At 50.5% G+C, this 19,315-nt stretch carries 14 protein-coding genes; 2 read left to right on the top strand and 12 right to left on the bottom strand.

Annotated elements, in window-relative coordinates; translation table 11 throughout:
* Positions 1-16: 16 nt before the first annotated feature.
* Complete coding sequence (gene kdgT, locus OGV69_RS00720; RefSeq protein ID WP_286468988.1) at positions 17-1,015, bottom strand: 2-keto-3-deoxygluconate transporter; 999 nt, start codon at positions 1,013-1,015, stop codon at positions 17-19.
* Between the two features lie 699 nt (positions 1,016-1,714).
* Here kdgT and proP point away from each other — a divergent pair.
* A complete protein-coding gene (proP, locus tag OGV69_RS00715; RefSeq protein ID WP_038636419.1) occupies positions 1,715-3,217 on the top strand; it encodes a glycine betaine/L-proline transporter ProP in 1,503 nt (500 codons plus the stop codon).
* Between the two features lie 153 nt (positions 3,218-3,370).
* Positions 3,371-3,460, top strand: coding sequence for an LpxT activity modulator PmrR (gene pmrR / locus OGV69_RS25160; protein WP_038636421.1), 90 nt, complete (start codon positions 3,371-3,373; stop codon positions 3,458-3,460).
* Here the strand turns inward: pmrR and pmrB are convergent.
* From pmrB to OGV69_RS00660, 11 genes are all read right to left on the bottom strand, one after another.
* Entirely contained in the window at positions 3,454-4,536 is a 1,083-nt protein-coding gene (gene pmrB, locus OGV69_RS00710; protein WP_038636424.1) for a two-component system sensor histidine kinase PmrB, read from the bottom strand. The two genes, pmrR and pmrB, sit on opposite strands and share 7 nt — an antisense overlap.
* A complete protein-coding gene (gene pmrA, locus OGV69_RS00705) occupies positions 4,537-5,205 on the bottom strand; it encodes a two-component system response regulator PmrA (RefSeq protein WP_038636427.1) in 669 nt (222 codons plus the stop codon). It lies immediately after the preceding gene.
* A gap of 4 nt (positions 5,206-5,209) precedes the next feature.
* Positions 5,210-6,847, bottom strand: coding sequence for a phosphoethanolamine transferase EptA (eptA, locus tag OGV69_RS00700; RefSeq protein WP_069325136.1), 1,638 nt, complete (start codon positions 6,845-6,847; stop codon positions 5,210-5,212).
* 117 nt (positions 6,848-6,964) lie between these two features.
* Positions 6,965-8,302 carry an arginine/agmatine antiporter gene (adiC, locus tag OGV69_RS00695; protein ID WP_038636433.1) on the bottom strand — a complete coding sequence of 446 codons (1,338 nt, stop codon included), beginning with the start codon at positions 8,300-8,302 and terminating at the stop codon, positions 6,965-6,967.
* A 127-nt stretch (positions 8,303-8,429) separates the two neighbouring features.
* Positions 8,430-9,191 (bottom strand): AraC family transcriptional regulator, encoded by a 762-nt coding sequence (locus OGV69_RS00690; RefSeq protein WP_069325137.1) that lies wholly within the window; start codon positions 9,189-9,191, stop codon positions 8,430-8,432.
* A gap of 311 nt (positions 9,192-9,502) precedes the next feature.
* Positions 9,503-11,770, bottom strand: coding sequence for an arginine decarboxylase (adiA, locus tag OGV69_RS00685; RefSeq protein ID WP_114140362.1), 2,268 nt, complete (start codon positions 11,768-11,770; stop codon positions 9,503-9,505).
* Positions 11,771-12,054: 284 nt separating this feature from the next.
* Entirely contained in the window at positions 12,055-12,687 is a 633-nt protein-coding gene (locus OGV69_RS00680) for a DUF2238 domain-containing protein (RefSeq protein ID WP_069325139.1), read from the bottom strand.
* A gap of 147 nt (positions 12,688-12,834) precedes the next feature.
* Positions 12,835-14,481, bottom strand: coding sequence for a class I fumarate hydratase FumA (fumA, locus tag OGV69_RS00675; protein WP_038636444.1), 1,647 nt, complete (start codon positions 14,479-14,481; stop codon positions 12,835-12,837).
* A 96-nt stretch (positions 14,482-14,577) separates the two neighbouring features.
* Positions 14,578-15,918, bottom strand: a complete 1,341-nt coding sequence (dcuB, locus tag OGV69_RS00670; RefSeq protein ID WP_003031873.1) for an anaerobic C4-dicarboxylate transporter DcuB — start codon at positions 15,916-15,918, stop codon at positions 14,578-14,580.
* Positions 15,919-16,636: 718 nt separating this feature from the next.
* Positions 16,637-17,356 (bottom strand): two-component system response regulator DcuR, encoded by a 720-nt coding sequence (gene dcuR / locus OGV69_RS00665; RefSeq protein WP_286468985.1) that lies wholly within the window; start codon positions 17,354-17,356, stop codon positions 16,637-16,639.
* Complete coding sequence (locus OGV69_RS00660) at positions 17,353-18,984, bottom strand: sensor histidine kinase (RefSeq protein WP_038636450.1); 1,632 nt, start codon at positions 18,982-18,984, stop codon at positions 17,353-17,355. Before OGV69_RS00660 ends, dcuR begins: the two co-directional genes overlap by 4 nt.
* Between the last annotated feature and the right edge of the window lie 331 nt (positions 18,985-19,315).

The raw sequence follows: 19,315 nt of genomic DNA, 5'->3' as shown, positions 1-19,315 counted from the left end.
TGGGGCTAAGGCAGAGTTAGTGGTGCAGAGAGTCTGCCGGGGTAGCCGCCGTCTCGTTGGCGACCAGGTTTTTATTAAAGCGTTTGGCATACAGCGCGGTGATAATTGGCACCAAAATGGCGGTGACAATCACGCTGGCGGCGACCAGCGCTGTGGCGGAGGCGGCAACCGGTTCAAACGCCGGGTTAATCTGGGCGATAATCACCGGGTTTGCCACCGCAGCGCCTGCCGCAGAAGAGGCTGCCACACCTGCCGTACCGTTCCCGCCACCGATAACGCGGTCAGCAATAATCAGCGGGATACCGGTGATAACGATAACCGCGACGCCCAGCAGAATACCCAACAGACCGGTATCAACGATGACGCTCAGGTTAATGGTGTTGCCCAGCGCAAAGCCGAAGAACGGGATCAGCACCGGCGTGGCTTTGCTGAAGAAAGAACGCAGATCGTGATCCAGATTACCCAGCGTAAAGCCAATCAGGAACGGTAATACCGCGCCGATAAAATGGTGTGGCTCGAAGGAGGCCAGGCCTGCTGAACCAAGGATCACCATCGTCATCAACGGACCGGATTCCAGAGACATCAACACAAATGCGCCGGACTCTTCTTTCGTTCCGTACTGGTTCATCAGGCTGGCGTACAGACGACCGTTGGTCATATCCATCGCAGAAACAATTGCCAGTACCGAAAGTCCCGCAAAGAACCCGGTTTGAATACCGGTATCAGGAATAAATGACGCGGCTATCATTGCCACTACCCACGCCACGGCTATTTTGGTGATAACCAGCGTACCGGACTTACGTAATACTGTACCGGTTGCCCGTAAATCAATAGATGCGCCAATACAAAAAAACCACACTGCCAGAATAGGCACCGTTCCGCTGATCATACCTTTGGTAAACGAACCGAAATACGCGCCGGTATCGGGAGCCAAGGTATTTAACACTGCGCCTAATAACAGGGGAATCAACATCATTCCGCCGGGGATGCGTTCAATCGTGGCTTTAATTTTCATAAACGTCCTCATATCTTGTCGCAGGCACTATATGCGCAAGGAGTTAAAAATTAATAAATTCAAATGGTTACTAAAATTTCTTAACAAAGGTAATCGCTATCTCTTTGTTTTATAGAATCTAACGCGGCATACGTTGAGCGTGTCGCTGCTCCCAGGGATATTGCGTCTGGAATTAGTTTGCATTCATGGGAACGTTGATTCAATCAAAATAAAACGATGTTTTAGTTATCTTCATCACATATTCCGCGCAAAAGTTCTCAATCGCTGTGATTATTAAAAAAGCTGTGATCTTTTTGTGAAGGGATTAGGTGATTTTTTTGCTAGCAGAATAATAGTGACCGCTGTGATTGTTGGCGCAATAAAGCGATTTATTCTTGTATTTAATTGTCAGTAAATCGCAAGCATGACATGTAAAAAAGCTGACTCAGAATGACCTTATTTACGCAGGTTGACGAAATGAAATACCATGTGTGAAGTTGATCACAAATTTAAACACTGTTAGGGTAAAGAGGTCATTAACCGCCCAATCAGGCGTCAACAGGTTCGGTTGTACTGCTCGTTTCCAGCCAGTGTAAGTAAACCTGCTACGCTTGTTACAGGGATTGCGTCTGTGCATTCCCCGCTCGGCGATGACCTTAGCGCATGTTGCGTTAGGAGCGTCGAACTGTGCGCGACAGGGCTAAGTCTAAGAGGACTGGTATGCTAAAAAGGAAAAAAATAAAACCCATTACGCTGCGCGATGTCACCATCATTGATGACGGAAAATTGCGAAAAGCCATTACCGCGGCGTCGTTAGGTAATGCGATGGAGTGGTTTGATTTTGGTGTTTATGGGTTTGTTGCTTACGCATTAGGTAAAGTGTTCTTCCCGGGGGCTGACCCCAGCGTGCAGATGGTTGCCGCGCTCGCCACCTTCTCTGTTCCCTTTCTGATTCGACCGCTTGGCGGATTGTTCTTCGGTATGCTCGGCGATAAATACGGTCGTCAGAAGATCCTCGCTATCACCATTGTGATTATGTCGATCAGTACCTTCTGTATCGGTCTTATTCCCTCGTATGCCTCGATTGGTATCTGGGCGCCGATTCTGCTGTTGCTGTGTAAGATGGCACAGGGATTCTCGGTCGGCGGAGAGTACACCGGGGCGTCGATTTTTGTCGCGGAATATTCGCCTGACCGTAAGCGTGGATTTATGGGTAGCTGGCTGGACTTCGGTTCGATCGCCGGGTTTGTGCTGGGTGCGGGCGTGGTGGTTCTGATTTCAACCATTGTCGGCGAGGCAAATTTCCTTGAGTGGGGCTGGCGTATTCCGTTCTTCCTGGCGCTGCCGTTAGGGCTGATTGGTCTGTATCTGCGTCATGCGCTGGAAGAGACGCCGGCGTTCCAGCAGCACGTTGATAAACTGGAACAGGGCGACCGCGAGGGCCTGCAGGAAGGTCCGAAGGTTTCGTTTAAAGAGATTGCGACCAAACACTGGCGTAGCCTGCTGGCGTGTATCGGTCTGGTGATTGCCACCAACGTTACCTATTACATGCTGCTCACCTATATGCCGAGCTATCTGTCGCATAACCTGCATTACTCTGAAGACCACGGCGTGTTGATTATTATCGCCATCATGATTGGTATGCTGTTTGTGCAGCCGGTGATGGGTCTGCTCAGTGACCGCTTCGGTCGTCGCCCGTTTGTTATTATGGGCAGTATTGCGCTGTTTGTGCTGGCCATTCCGGCATTTATCCTGATTAACAGTAATGTCATCGGCCTGATTTTTGCCGGGCTGCTGATGCTGGCGGTGATCCTCAACTGCTTTACCGGAGTGATGGCGTCAACGTTACCGGCGATGTTCCCGACGCATATTCGTTATAGCGCGTTGGCGGCGGCATTTAATATCTCGGTCCTGGTTGCGGGTCTGACGCCGACCCTGGCTGCCTGGCTGGTGGAAAGTTCGCAGAATCTGATGATGCCTGCTTACTACCTGATGGTGATTGCGGTGGTTGGTTTAATTACCGGTATCACCATGAAAGAGACCGCAAATAAGCCACTGAAAGGGGCGACGCCTGCCGCTTCGGATATTCAGGAAGCGAAAGAGATCCTTGGTGAGCACTACGATAACATCGAGCATAAAATCGAAGATATCGATCAGGAAATTGCGGAGTTGCAGCTTAAGCGTTCGCGTCTGGTGCAGCAGCATCCGCGTATTGATGAGTAATCAGCTTTCAGGCCTGCGGGTAGCGTTGTACTCAGTAGGCCGCATAAGGCGCCAACTGCCATCCGGCGCATTATGTTGATCTATCACAGCGACTTAAGGTTGGCTTAATATCCTTCAGGCAAACTCTCCTCCATAGTTTCGGAGGAGAGTGTCATGAAAACCCGCATTTATGAAAGTTTAACTGCCCTGTGTAGCGTGCTGATCGTCAGCAGCTTTTTGTACGTATGGGTGAGTTCTTACTGAGCTTTCGCTAATTCCACCCAGGCGCGAGTGCCGCTCGTTCCCTGACGATTCTGCAAATAGAAATGCCCGTGATGTAGCTGGGTGATCCGACTGACAATGCTCAGCCCCAGCCCAATGCCGCCAAAACGGCTGTCCATCCGTACAAACGCTTTGCTTAACTCCCCGCATTTACTTTCATCAATGCCTGGACCTTCATCTTCGACGGCCATGACGGCATCATGTTCGGTATTCAGGCCGATCGTAATAGTAGTGCCTTCCGGGCTGTAACGGTGAGCGTTCTCTACCAGATTGCGCAGCAGCATGCGTAACAGCGTTGCGTCGCCACGTACGACAACGTCCGCCGCGCTTTGCGGGAGGAGCAGCGTCTGCTGGCGCTGGTCCAGCATGGTGCTGAGTTCGTCATAGGAGGGCAGAATCACGTCCTCCAGCAGTTTGACATGTTGGTAGCTTCCGGCCGAAAACGACTGCCCGACGCGGGCGAGTTGCAGCAGTTGCGACACGCTGTCCATCATTTGGTCAAGACGGGCAATTAACGGCGAAACGTCGACTTTATGGGTTTTGGATAATAATTCCAGATGCAGGCGAACGCCTGACAGCGGCGTGCGTAGTTCGTGGGCGACATCGGCGGTAAATAAGCGTTCGTTTTCGATAGTGGTGGTCAGCCGCGTCACCAGCTCGTTGAGCGCTGAGACTACCGCCTGTATCTCAACGGTTGAACTGTGAATTTCAATGGGGGCCAGGTTATCGGCTGCCCGCGCTTCTAACTCTTTTTGCAGATCCGCCAGCGGGCGAGTAATACGTCGCACTGCCTGGTAGCAAATCAGCAGCGTCAGGCTGACCATAAAGATGCCGGGGACGATCAGGCTGGCGATGGCCTCGCGGATCTCATGCATGATGTGGCGATCGTTGTTACGGTTATCGCGCAGCGCCTGCTCGAATAACTGTATTTGCTCAGTACTTTCGTGCCACAACCAGAAGGTGCTAATGAGTTGAAAGACCAACAGAATTAGACCTATCGTCAGTATTAACCGTTGGCGAAGAGGGAGCGGTCGTTTTAGATATTGCAGCAGCTTCACTTAGCTTTCCTCAGTGGCGACCAGCATATAGCCAAATCCCCTGACCGTGCGGATACGTGATTTCCCCACTTTATCGCGCAGATTATGGATGTGGACTTCCAGCGTATTGGTCGACGGTTCGTTATCCCAACTGTAGATGTCGTTATACAGAATTTCCCGGTGAACCGGACTGCCAGCCTTGAGCATCAGGCGTGACAGGAGCGCGTATTCTTTCGGCGTTAAGATAATCTCTTGCCCGTCCATCCACACCTGGCGACGACCGATATTCAGCGTCAGGTTACTGACAATTAACTCACTTTCACCCTGATTGTTATGACGACGCAGCAGCGCCCGGATGCGGGCGTGCAGTTCTTCCAGCGCGAACGGTTTGACCAGATAGTCATCTGCGCCCACGTCCAGCCCGCTGACCCGGTCTTTCACCGTATCGCGGGCGGTGAGGATAAGCACAGGTACGGTGTATTTTTTCTGCCTGATCCGGTTCAGGAAGTGCAGACCGTCTTCATCCGGTAAGCCGAGATCCAGAACTACCAGACTGTAATGTCCGGTCTCCAGGCATTGTTCCGCTGCCCGGGCGGTTGATACGCCGTCGCAGGCATAGCCTTCTGTTTGCGCGGCGAGTATCAGTCCCTGTAATAACAACGTATCGTCTTCAACAATCAGAATTTTCATTCGCTTAGCCTCCCCGGCAGGGTTGCAGAATATCATCTGCCGCCTGATATTTCTGTGTTTGCACGCCCGTTAATCCCAGCAGAGTCGAGAACAGATTATCCTGTGAGAAATCTTCTGAGCTTGCCCGTTTTTGCAAACATGTCTGAGAGACCTGATAGCGTTGCTGATAATCTTCTGAGAGCCACAGCAGCATCGGCACATGTTTTTGCGTATCTGGCGCAATCGAATACGGCAGGCCATGCAAATAGACGCCATTTTCCCCTAAGGATTCACCGTGATCGGAAAGATAGACCAGGCTGGTGGTGAAATTATCCTGATGCTCTTTCAGTATATTGATTGCTTTATCAACAATATAGTCAACATAAAGAATCGTGTTGTCGTAGGTATTGACCAACTGTTGCTGGGAACAGGTCTGGATCTCGTTGGTGTCGCAGGTTGGCGTAAATTTCTTGAACTGCGCAGGATAGCGGTTGTAATAGGTCGGACCGTGGCTGCCGATGGTGTGCAGCACAATCACGCCGTCGCCTTGCAGATTATTAATGTACTCTTCCAGCCCGTGGAACAGGACGTCATCATAGCATTCACCATCAATACACTGTCCCGGCAGGTTCAGCTTAGTCATATTCTGGTGCGGCACCCGATCGCAGGCTCCTTTACATCCACCGTCGTTATCATTCCACAGCACGTTAATTCCCGCCCGCTGGATGATGTCGAGTACGCCTTCCTGATGCTGCGCCAGTTCTTCATCATAGTGCGCGCGCGGCATATCGGAGAACATGCAGGGCACAGATACCGCCGTGGCCGTACCGCAGGACGTCGTGCGCGGGAAATAGACCACATTATCTTTTTCCAGTAGCGGGTTGGTCTGGCGCGCATACCCGGACAGGGAGAAGTTGTCGCCGCGGGAGGTCTCGCCGAGAACCACAATCGTCAGGTTTTTACGCTTTTCTTTTACCATCAACGGATTGCGATGCGCATCTTCGCCAATGCGTACCAACGGCAGGTGGGCCAGCCTCTGGTGCGAATACCATGATGACGTCGCCACAATGCTGTTGGATGGGCTGAGGGATTTCACCAGTTCTTTGTTGTTGCGAAACAGTGAGGCGTAATCTTTATAGAAGAACGCGGCGACCAGCACGATCAGCAACGCGGAGATCAGAATGTTCGCGCCACGGAACAACACGCTGCGCAGCACTGGAGTAATAGGCTTGATTCTTATCCAGCAGGCAATGAGCGCGGCCAGAATACCGCTCACCCCGAGCGTAATTACCATTCGCGGCGTCATCAGGGCGAAGGTTTCGGCGGGCGTGGTGTCCATCATATTGGCGATCATCGAGCGGTCGATGATGATGCCGTAGGTCATGATGAAATATTGAGCCGATGCGCCAACCAGAATGAAAACGCACGCCACCAGGCGGTTAAGCCACAGGAATGAGGCCAGCGTCAGCACGATGTTCATAACGCTGAAAGCGACGACCGGCATTGATAAAAACACCAACACGTTGCGCACAGAATCCAGGGGCAGGTCTTGCAGTACTTGTTTATAGAACGCAATGTTCAGAAAAGTCGCAAGATAAAATGAGAGCAGCAGAAGCCAGCTGATTAACCCGAGAGTGGGCCTTTTAAACAGGTGCTTTAACATTAAGGGGGATTCCATCGACTAAGTGGTGCAGATCCTCTCAAAGTAAAATTAAGCCAACCTTAAGTTCTTAAGATTGGCTTTTTGCAGGATGGCGGCTATTCACCAGTGCCGCTTGCGTTAACTATTTTTTACCGGGGCATCTAATGGATAGGGGTTTTTATGGATCCGGTTGTAGTTAAGTGCGTACAGCGCGGTAATAATCATCAGCGTGACGAACGACCACATCACCTCTTTGGCGCCAGAACCGATCACTGCCCAGATGCAGTAGACAAAGGCGATAAAGGTCACCGCCAGATACAGCGGGCGTGCTTTGCCGAAGTGACCATGACCGAGCAGCAGCAGCGCAGCGCAGGTGTACAGATATGGCACCAGCGTGAAGATGACCGAAACCGAAGAGACCAGACCAAACTCTTTTGCGGCGTTCGGCGACATGCTGCTGAACTGGAAAATGGTCATCAGGATACCGACGATAATTAACCCGGCCACCGGGGTACCGGCTTTGTTAACGCGGGCAAAAATCGGCGGGAACAGCCCGTCATCGGCCGCCGCTTTGGCGGTTTGTCCGGCCAGCAGCGTCCATCCGCCCAGTGAACCAAGACACCCGGCAGCGGCGCAGAAGGAGACGATCGCGCCAGCGGTGTCGCCCAGCGCCATTCTTGCGGCATCACCGAACGGCGAGGCCGAAACACGCAGCGCAGCGTTAGGGATCATCCCCATAATCGCCGTTGTGGAGAGCACGTAACAAACGGCGGCAATCAGCACCCCGCCAATGGTGGCGATAGGCACGTTACGTTTGGGGTTTTTAACCACGCCTGCCGCGACGGAGGCACTTTCCACCCCGATAAATGACCATAAGGTCACGTTCAGGGTGCTTTGAATTGCGCCGAAGGTATTCATACCGCTGACGTTCCAGGCCGCCATATAGGTTTCACCGCGGAACCAGAACCAGCCGAAGACGGCAATCCCAACAATCGGCACCAGCGCCAGCACCGTTGCGACGGCCTGTACACGGGTGATCATTTTCGGGCCGACAATGTTCAGCAATACGAAGATCCACAGCACCACGACACAGGTCAGCGTCAGGACCAGCGGATCTTTTAAGATGGGGAAAAAGTAGCTCAGGTAACCAACGCCAATGACCACCATGGCGATGTTACCAATCCAGCAGGCCAGCCAGTACAGGACGTTAGTCTGGTAGCCTAAAAAAGGACCGAAACAGCGGCGGGCATAAGCATAAGAACCACCGGGACTGGAGTCTAAGGACGACATTTTTGCGTACACCATCGACAGTGCCAGAGCACCGATAATCGTGACCAACCATCCGTAGATTGCAATCCCGCCAGTTGACGCAAGGTTTGCGGGTAGCAGGAATACACCGGAACCCATAATATTCCCCGACACCATAAGGGTGACGGGGATTAAGCCCACTTTGTGAGCATCAGCATCCGTCGACATATTTTTAAACTCCTGATAAGGATAAATGACGACTTATCATACCTCTTCAAAAGACTATTTTATGATGACGGAGCTGGGGTATCGCTAATGCTGATATTATTATGGCTTATCGCTAACTGATTAAAACTCAGGCAGCGGATGGCTCCCGATGTTGACTAACATAATGCAGCGGCGTCATCCCATAGAACTCTTTGAATACGGAAATAAAGTACGAGGTACTGTTATATCCGCACAGTTGAGAGACCTGGGAAATGTTTTTCTCGTCCATCAGGAGTTGATTGACGGCATAACGCATGCGACATGTGGTAATTATTTGGCTGTAACTTGTATTTTCGCTTTTGAGTTTCTTCTTTAACAAGCTGGGACTCAGGCATAAGCAACTGGCGACCATGCTTAAATTCCAGTCTTTGTGTATGTCGCTTTCAATAATGTGATAAACGCTGTCGCTAATACGACTACGCAGCATATGCATGAGTAAAGAGATAAATTTTTTGCTGTCAAGGAAGCGTGACAACACCGTGAACAGTAGTGATCGTGTGCGCTCTCTTTCACCTTCGTCTACTGTTTCCATTACGCTATGTTGGGCGGCCACCCGGAAGACATCCGGCGTCAGACAGGTAGCGGTGATCACTGGGTTAGCACTCCGCTGCCAGAATGGGATCTGTGAAAGGTCCTTATTTAAAAAACGCAGATAGTCTTTAATGATATCGCGGCTGATATGTACGACCAGTGCGTTATTAAGTGATGAGAAGTCGATAATATTATTATCACATGCCACCAATGCCATATGATTAGCTTTTAAACTGATGGCTTCTTTACCGTTAATCCTTAACCAAACATCCTTCTCCGTTAATACGACAACACACGCTTCTTTGCTGCAAAGTCTCATACCCAAACTCCAGGAATATGACATAAACTACCGTAACTTACCATTGGGCAAGAAATAACCGGCAAATGAAATTGTGTGATGAATCAAGACAGGCGATAAAATAGCGATATTTAGATTAATTACAATATCTGTAGGGATTATTGCCGTGTACATAAAATTTTACGCAAGTGGCAACGTGCAATTTTCGTATAAAAAAAGCGCGGGGTGGTCCCGCGCAAAAAGGTATGACAATGTTATTGTTTTGCAGCAATACTCAGGAATTACTCAAGCATGACATGTCATCCTTCAAATCGGACTATCTCAAAAAGACATTATGCTTTCACGCACATGACGTGATACACACCGTCAATAATTTCCGTTCCTTCGGTTTCATGTTCAAATCCAGGGAAATGGTGGTCCCAGGACTGCAACGAACGTAGATAACTAATCTGCGGGCTATTAGCGTCGCCAAAGTTTTCACCGGACAACAGCATCGGAATTCCTGGTGGGTAAGGAATCACGGAGTTTGCTGCTATACGGCCCTGCAGATTTTCAATGGCCACCATCTCAACGTTATCGCTGACTATCGCGTTATAGGCTTCACGCGGTGTAATTTCAGCAACAGGCAGGCCGGAGTAGGCTGCATTGAGACGGCTGCCAGGGTTGTTCTCTTTCAGCCAGGCAAACATGGTGTCGCCAAGATCGTGAATGCCCATGTTTGCGTAAGTGTCTGGATATTCCTCAACCAGTTCAGGCATTACCTGTGCCAGCGGAGTATTCGCATCGTAGTGATGTTTGAAAGAGCACAACGTGTTGATCAGTGTTCCCCATTTCCCACGGGTAATCCCCATTGAGAACAGGAACATAATCTGGAAGTCGGTGGTACGCGTCGGCACGATACCGTGACGGCCAAGCCAGGCGGTGACCAGAGCAGCAGGAACACCTGTCTCTTCCAGTTCGCCATCGTCGCCCATACCCGGCGCCAGAATGCTGACTTTAATCGGATCCAGCATGCTCCAGTTATCCGGCAGATCTTTAAACCCGTGCCAGGATTCGCCCGGACGCATTACCCAGCAGTTCTGGTCAGTGGTCAGGAGTTGGGTTGGCGCATCGGCAAAGTCATAGGTTTTGCCGGTCTGCGGATCGGTTACCACTTCTTTGTTCCACGGTTTGAAGAACCAGTCGCCTTCGGCGGTGAATTCTTTGTACAGCCGCGCCATGGCCTGACGGAAATCGACTGCTTCGTCAATCACTTCCTGGGTGAGCGACAGGCCGCTGTTACCGTCCATCATGGAAACCGCCACATCGTTTGATGCGCAGATGGCATACAGCGGAGAGGTGGTAGCGTGCATCATGTACGCCTGGTTAAAGCGGGAGAAGTTCACGGCCCCACGACCTTCACGGACGTGAATATAAGATGCCTGAGAGAGCGCATTCAGCAGTTTGTGAGTCGAGTGGGTGGCAAAAACGGTAGGACCGTTATGATCGCCCGGCGCGCCACGCATGGCGTAGTGGTCGGCATAAATTGGGTTAAAGCGGGCATAGCCGTACCAGGCTTCATCGAAGTGGATACGATCGCTGGTTTGCGCGAGCAGGTCCTGCGCCTCTTTTGCGTTGTAGCAAACGCCGTCATAGGTACAGTTAGTCACGACGCTGTATGACGGTTTTTGTCCGGCTTTGCCTTTTGTCAGTGGGCTTTCATTGATTTTTTTCTGCAATGTTTCAGGCTGCATTTCCTGCGGGTAGATAGGCCCGATAATGCCGTAGCGGTTGCGGCTAGGCACCATGTATACCGGTTTTGCCCCGGTAAGGATCAGCCCCTGTTCAATCGATTTATGGCAGTTGCGATCCAGCACCACGACGTCATTGTCGGTCATACAGGCTTGCATGATGGTGCGGTTAGAGCCGGAAGTCCCGACCACCACGGACCAGGAGCGGTCAGCGCCAAACACCCGGGCGGCATATTTTTCGCTCTCGCCAAATGCGCCAGTATGATCCAGCAGTGAACCCAGGGAGGTGCGTTCGATACCCATGTCGGTACGGAATAAGTTTTCGCCGTAGTAGTCATGATAGAAACGACCGGCTGGGGTTTTGGTAAAACCGACGCCGCCCTGGTGGCCAGGCGCCGCCCAGGAATATTCATGGATGTCGCTGTATTTCATCAGCGCGCTGAACAGCGGCGGCAGAAGCTGCTGGCGGTAACGAGTCATCGCCGCCACGGCGCGCCCGGCGATAAAGTCTGCGGTATCTTCCAGAACCCAGGCGAATTCATCGACAAGCTCCAGCAGGTCGCGATCCAACGATGCGGTGGCTTTTTCGCGATCGCCCAGCAGGAAAACGGGAACGTTTTGCTGGCGCTCGTGGAGCTTGCCGATCAATTGCCTGACATTCAGGTGCTCATCTTGTTGTTCCATTTGATAGCTGAACATCAGGCAATCAATGGCTTCATTTGCGGCGAGGATGGCGTAACCATCGTCGAATGAGGTGGACTTAATGACGGTAACATTCTGGCGGCTTAATGCGTCAGCCAGACGTTCGACAGCGCTACCGACCCAGGTGTCCTGATGCAGAAACTCACTTTCAACAATTAATACTTTCATCATCTTTTACCCGGTTGTGGAAAGGTTGCAATTTATGGATTGCAGACACACCGTATGAATGTGACGCAGGCAAGTATTATCCTGAGAAAATGGGCTGTAAAGCGGGTGAAAAATAGTCTATTTTGTATTTTATATGTTTTTAAACAATGAGTTATGCTGTGTTGAAGGCGGATTTTAACCGCCGTTTATCGACAGGGGGACTATTTTTTTGGCTGATACTGATATTGCTGAATGGCAAGCATGCAGGCCGGATGCGCATCGGCAACATCCGGTAATGATTTCATTCAATTGGCGGTGATTAACCCATAATGGCGCAGTTGCTTGCAATGCGTTCTCGCCAGTAAAATCACGGTGGTTAAGGCCCCAAGCAGGGCGCAAAACATATCGGATTGGGTATCCCACGGGTCGCCCTGCGTGCCGAGAAAATCATCAGCACCTTGACCCATTGCCAGCGCCGCCCACCATTCGATCAGCTCATAGGTCGCGCTAATCGCCAACGCCACGCAGCAGACTAAAAATGCCAGCATTTTTCGGCCACGGACAATATTACCGCGCACTAAAATCTCTCTTGCCGTCAGCGCTGGCACCAGCCCCTGAAAGAAGTGACCCAGCTTGTCATAGGGATTGCGACTAAGATCCAGCCATTCCTGAACCTGAAAACCGACGGGGACTTTGGCATAGGTATACATACCGCCGACCATCAGAATGATGGCGTGAAAGAAAATTAGCGTGTAGAGCAGCGGCGTCAACGGGTAGCGCTTTACGGTAGTCAGCAACAACGGTACGACGATAATGACCGGCGTGACTTCCATCAGCCAGGTGATTTTCTCAGTGGCACAGATGCCGGTGTAGATAAGGATCAGCGCCAGAATCAGCGCGCCAGACTGCAAAATCATGGGGTTCAGTGTGCGGAGCATTATGAATTCACACGTAATGGAAAAGATTACTATTCCCTGTGAGCAGCAAAAATTCAACGCCTGTAAATGGGGGGATTAAGGTGGCCCGGGGGGATCGCTGGACTGACGCCAAAAGTTTAGTGTCAGTCCAGTGCCGGGCCGAATAGGTTACTTCGCGCAGTTAGCGCATTGTTTGCTGACGATTTGCTGGAAGAAATCGTTGCCTTTATCATCGACCAGGATGAACGCCGGGAAATCTTCTACTTCGATTTTCCAGATAGCTTCCATACCCAGCTCCGGGTATTCCACGCATTCCAGATGCTTAATGCTCTGCTGCGCCAGTACCGCTGCCGGTCCGCCGATGCTGCCTAAGTAGAAACCGCCGTGTTTGTGGCAAGCGTCTGTCACCTGCTGGCTACGGTTGCCTTTTGCCAGCATGATCATGCTGCCGCCGTGTGACTGCAACAGGTCAACATAGGAGTCCATACGACCTGCGGTAGTCGGGCCTAAAGAGCCGGACGGATAACCCGCTGGCGTTTTTGCCGGGCCCGCGTAGTAGATCGGATGATCTTTCACGTACTGCGGCAGACCTTCGCCGGACTCAATACGCTCTTTTAGCTTCGCGTGGGCGATGTCACGACCAACAATAATCGTGCCGCTCAGTGACAGGCGGGTAGAAACCGGGTACTGCGAAAGCTGGGCGAGGATCTCTTTCATCGGACGGTTAAGGTCTACCTTAACCACTTCGCCTTCGCCAGCCTGGCGCAGAGATTCTGGAATGTACTGACCTGGATTATGTTCCAGTTTTTCAATCCAGATCCCTTCGCGGTTGATCTTGGCTTTAATGTTACGGTCCGCGGAGCAGGAAACGCCCATACCTACCGGACAGGACGCGCCGTGGCGAGGTAAACGGATCACGCGGATGTCATGTGCGAAGTATTTTCCGCCAAACTGAGCGCCGAGGCCGAGTTTCTGTGCCTCGATCAGCAGTTCCTGTTCCAGTTGCAGATCGCGGAACGCCTGGCCGTGGGCATTGCCTTCAGTCGGCAGCGCATCATAGTAGTGTGTGCTGGCCAGCTTCACCGTTTTAAGGGTGCTTTCCGCTGACGTGCCGCCAATGACGAATGCAATATGGTACGGCGGGCAAGCTGCGGTACCCAGCGTGCGCATTTTTTCCACCAGGAAGTTTTTCAGTTTTCCGGGAGTCAGCAGCGCTTTGGTTTCCTGATACAGATAGGTCTTGTTGGCTGAGCCACCGCCTTTGGCCACGCACAGGAATTTGTATTCGTCACCGTCCACGCTGTACAGATCGATTTGCGCAGGCAGGTTGGTGCCGGTATTCACTTCTTTGTACATATCCAGCGCCGCGTTTTGCGAGTAGCGCAGGTTATCTTCAATATAGGTATTAAATACGCCTCTGGAGAGCGCGGCTTCATCGCCGCCGCCGGTCCACACGCGCTGGCCTTTTTTACCCATGATAATGGCCGTACCGGTGTCCTGGCAGGTTGGCAATACGCCTTTGGCGGCGATTTCGGAGTTTCTCAGGAACTGCAGCGCCACGTACTTATCGTTTTCGCTGGCTTCGGGATCATGGAGAATTGAGGCGACTTGCTGTTGGTGTTCAGGGCGGAGCATAAAGGAGGCATCGTGGAAGGCTTGCTGAGCCAGTAGCGTAAGTGCTTCAGGGGCTACTTTCAGGATAGTCTCGCCTTCAAACTCGCCGACGCTGACGTGATCGGATGTCAGCAGGTAGTACTCAGTTTTGTCTTCCCCCAGTGGGAAAGCCGCCTGGTAAGTGAATTCAACTTTTGACATTTGCTTCCAGCCTTTTCATTTTTATCAGGAATTTAGAAATTCACTGTGTCTTAAGAGTGGCGTGCCGTACCAACGCGGACGGCACGCGAACTGTGATTACAGGAAACCGTACATTGCGGCGAATATCCAACCAAAGACACAGGATACGCTTACGCCGATCAAGCCAGGCAGAATGAAGCTGTGGTTGATAACGAAGCGGCCGATGTGGGTGGTACCGGAACGGTCAAACTGGATAGCAGCCAGATCGCTCGGGTAGGTCGGCAGAATGTAGTAACCGTAACATGCCGGCGCCGAAGCAACGATGTACGCTGGATCAACTCCGATAGCCAGTGCGACCGGAACAATCGCCGCCAGCGCCGCTGCCTGGGAGTTTACAAACTTGGATACCAGCAGCAGAACAATTGCATAGGCCCACGGATACTCTTTCACCATATTACCCAGCACACCTTCGATTTCTGTCATGTGCGCACCGAACATTGTTTCGGCCATCCAGGCAATACCGTACACCGCCACAATCGCGATCATACCGGAACGGAAGACTTCGTTTTTAGATATTGAAGCGGGATTAGTCTTCGTCAGGATAATAATCAGCGCACCGGTCAGCAGCATGAACATCTGGATAACCAGTACCATGGACAGCGGTTTGCCGCTGAAGGTAGGGCGCAGCTCAGAGAATGCGCCGAGCACAGCAACCACGGCGATAGCGGCGAGGAAGATCCACATGGCCAGCCAGTTGCTTTTCGGCAGTTTTTTATCTAACAGCGTGGCGGTGTCGCCATAAACATAGTTGTGGTTTTCAGGTACGGAAATAAACTTCTGGAATTCTTCATCTTTATCCAGATCTTTACCACGGAACCAGCTGAAAATACCGATAGCCAGTATACCCAGCAGGGTAGACGGGATGGTGATGCTGAGCAGGTCGAGGAATTCGAGATGTTTGCCTTCAAACGTCACATTACCCAGCATGGCGACCAATGACACCACGGCTACGGAAACTGGGCTGGCGATAATACCCATTTGCGCACCGATAGAACTCGCCGCCATTGGACGTTCCGGGCGAATATTATTCTTAATGGCAACGTCATAAATGATTGGCAGGATGGTGTATACCACGTGGCCTGTACCACAGAGAATCGTCAGGGTGCAGGTAACAAACGGCGCGACGATAGAAACGTATTTTGGGTTACGGCGCAGCAGCTTTTCAGCGATTTGCAGCATAACGTCAAGGCCGCCGGAGGCTTGCAAGGTTGCCGATGCGGCCACCACGGCAATAATAACCAGCATAACGTCTACAGGTGGTTTACCCGGCTGGAGATGGAAAACGAAAACCAGAATGACCAGGCCGATACCGCCTAATAAGCCCAGTGCGATACCGCCCTTTCTGGCACCATAAAACAAACATATTAATATTATGAGAAGTTGTATACTAAATAACATTTTATTTACCCTCGCGAAAAACCCAGTCAATTTTTTGAAAAATGGATCTGTGGCACATTCTTTTTTGCCAGAATAAGCATCAAAAAATGGTCAGTATTCGATATGTCCGTATTTGCGATTAATGTTCAAATGTCTTGCTAGAATGTTTTTTTAAAGTTATGGCGATATTTAGTTTTTTTCTGTGGCGTTGAACAGAGGAGAAAATCCTCAGGCGATGGGAAGCAGAACTGGGCATAGAGAGCTGCGGTTGACGCTGTAATTTATCTGTTTTGCGTTTTCCGCTATGACATGAACCACGGACAGAATGAGTGAGTGGGTTATTTGTGTGATCACGGTCACGCCATTTCATTATGTAATGAGATCGGCGTACGGATACTTTTATTTGCTCACAAAAATGTACGGTGTCCATGGTACGTAGCATGGTCTCCATTGCTACCAGTCCAGATTTTGTATGTCTGGTTAATTTCAGACTAATCCTTTATGGGTAAAAATACACACTCTGCGAGTCAGATAATACTTAATTAACTTTTGTTAGCGATTTTGAAATTAAAAACAGTGTGATGTTTATCAATATTGAAATATAGCTTTTGACATGCTGTGTACAAATATATTTGATCTAACGCAAATTGATAATGCTTCTGCTTCAGCCAGTAAAATAGGGATTTTTCATTATTTTAATAATTGTTACTTTCAAATAACAAATAATCCCAAAATGTATTTATTGGCAATATTGTTTAAGCAATGAGTATTGCTCTGCCTGAACATGGTAACGATAAACAGGTCTACCGGTCACGCCATAGTGGATGCTGGTAAATAAGATGTGACAATTAACCAGCCAGATAAGGTATTTACGGCAAGAGACGCGGGAGATATTGACCTCATTGGCCAGCTCATCCGTAGAGAACTCCTGATCCTGGTGCTCATCAATCCACTGGCACAGCGTACGTAATGTTTGTGGCGTTAGCCCTTTGGGTAAGCGGCGTACTTCCTGCTCATTGGAGGAGCTGCCGTGAATAAGTTGGTCAAGCTCAGACTGTTCATAGTACTGATGCTTTTCCATCTCTGTTTTCTTATGTAGCCAGCCGGTTAGCGCCTCTTCAAAACGGGAAGCCTGGAAAGGTTTGATCAGGTAGTCAACGACACCATAGTGCAGAGAGTCTTTGATGGTGGTCGCGTCAGCGGCGGAAGAGATGACAATAACATCACACTTGCAGCCTTTGCTGTGCAGAACGGGCAGCAGGTCCAGACCGTTTTCTTTTTGCATGTAAATGTCCAGCAAAATCAAATCGATATGATGACCGCTATGAAAGATGATCTCTTTGGCTTTCTCCAGCGTAGAGGCTGTTCCGCAGCAATGAAAACCGGAGAGTTGCGCGACATAACGACGATTTAATTCCGCTACCATTGCATCGTCATCGACAATTAAGACATTGATCATCTGCTGGCCCTCTCACCATTCCACGGTAACTGTACAAAAAATTGGGTGAAGACCCCAGGTTCAGACTCGACGGAAATATTGCCGCCAACACTTTCAACCTGCTGTTTCACAAGTGCTAAACCGACGCCTCGTTCGGTTCCTTTTGACGAGACGCCCTTCTCAAAGATGTGCTCAATGTGTTCAGGGGCGATCCCTGGACCATCGTCATTCACTTCGCAATGCAACCAGCCGTGTCGATAGTGCAAGGATACGCTGATCTCGCCACCGGGTTCTTGACCTAGCGCCTCCAGGGCGTTTTCAATCAAATTCCCCAAAACGGTAATCAGCACCGCTACCTGATCTTCATTGCTGTTTTCCGGCAATTGGCTTTCATTGCTAATGACCAGACTATGACCTAAATCAGATGTGCGATTAATCTTACTGAGTAAAAATCCAGCGATCACCGGAGATTTTATTTTTCCTAACAGTGAGCCAATCTCTTCCTGATAATTGTTCGCGGTCTTCAGGATGTAATTTTCAAGCTGCTTATAACTTTTCAGGTGCAATAATCCCAGAATCACGTGCAATTTGTTCATGAATTCGTGGGATCGTTCACGAAGTGCATCGGCATAGTTAACCATACCGTCCAGGCGTTGCATCAGTTTTCGAACTTCAGTTTTATCGCGGAACGTTGAAATGGCCCCGATGATTTTTCCGTTGCTGAGTACCGGAACAGTGTTAATTAAGAGTAGCCGATCTTTCACCGTGATCTCTTCATCGCGGCGTGGTGTTCCATCGCGTAGTACTTGCGAAAAATCGACCACCTGTGACCACGCGTGGCTGAGCGTTGAGAGCTGGGCATCGTCTTGGGATTTGTGGTAATCAAGCAACTCCTGCGCCGCCTGGTTTATCAGCGTGACTTCACCACACTCATCAACGGCAATGACACCTTCCTTTATAGAGTGCAGCATCGCCTGGCGTTGTTCGAACAGATTGGAGATTTCATACGGCTCCAGGCCAAACAGAATGCGCTTAAGGACTTTGACGAATACCCATGTGCCGAGTAACCCAACCAGAACGCCAAACAAGATGGACCAGAAGATGCTGCCGCGACTGTTATTGATCTGCTCAGTCACTCTGCTTAGCTCAAGGCCGATCGCCACCACGCCAATCTGTCGGTGATGCTCATCATAGATAGGGGTAAACACGCGCAGAGCTTTAGCCAGAAACCCGCGATTAATGGCAACATTCTCTTTGCCCTGCAGAGCCAGCAAAATGTCATCACCTTTAAACGGCTGGCCGATCCGCTGCGCTTCGGGATGGGAATAACGAATGCTTTGCATATCGGTGACGACGATGAACAAAAAATCGTTGCTCTTATTCACCGCCTGAGCAATCGCCTGAATGCCGCTTTCCTCAGGTTTTTTCATTAACCCTTGGCGGATCTCCGGCGAGTTTGCCAGCGTCCGCGCGACCGCAAGCGCTTTATCCGCTAATGCATCGCGTGTCATGTTGCTGATTTGCGAAAAGTAAATCAGATGAACAACAAGCAGCACTGAGAAGAGTACTGCACTGACCATGAGGATCACGGTAGTGCCGAGCTTCATTGGGCGTTTGCGTATAGCAGTACGTTGCAGAGAGTGTCTCATCACGGTCCTGGAATCACGGTTTGTGCGGGTATTATCGCCCGACGGCATGCGTAATTCAAAGGTGGTAAGGAATGTGGGCTTAGGCTGCCAATACTTCTTCTATATATAGAGTGTTCTGGGCCGGTTCTCTCCATTTTTCAGTAATGCGTACCGGTAGTTTTTTGACGATTGTGGATAACTCTGTGCGTAAATGGGTATAAGGCGGGGTTTTGCTGTGGAATGCAGCAGTCAGTCATTTTTCTGTCATTTAGGGGTTGCGGGCTGAAGGAAACTCCCTATAATGCGCCTCCATCGACACGGCGGATGTGAATCACTTCACACAAACAGCCCG

The organism is Citrobacter sp. Cc139 (assembly GCF_030334645.1).
Lineage (GTDB): Bacteria > Pseudomonadota > Gammaproteobacteria > Enterobacterales > Enterobacteriaceae > Citrobacter > Citrobacter werkmanii.
This window is presented reverse-complemented; position numbering and strand designations above follow the sequence as displayed.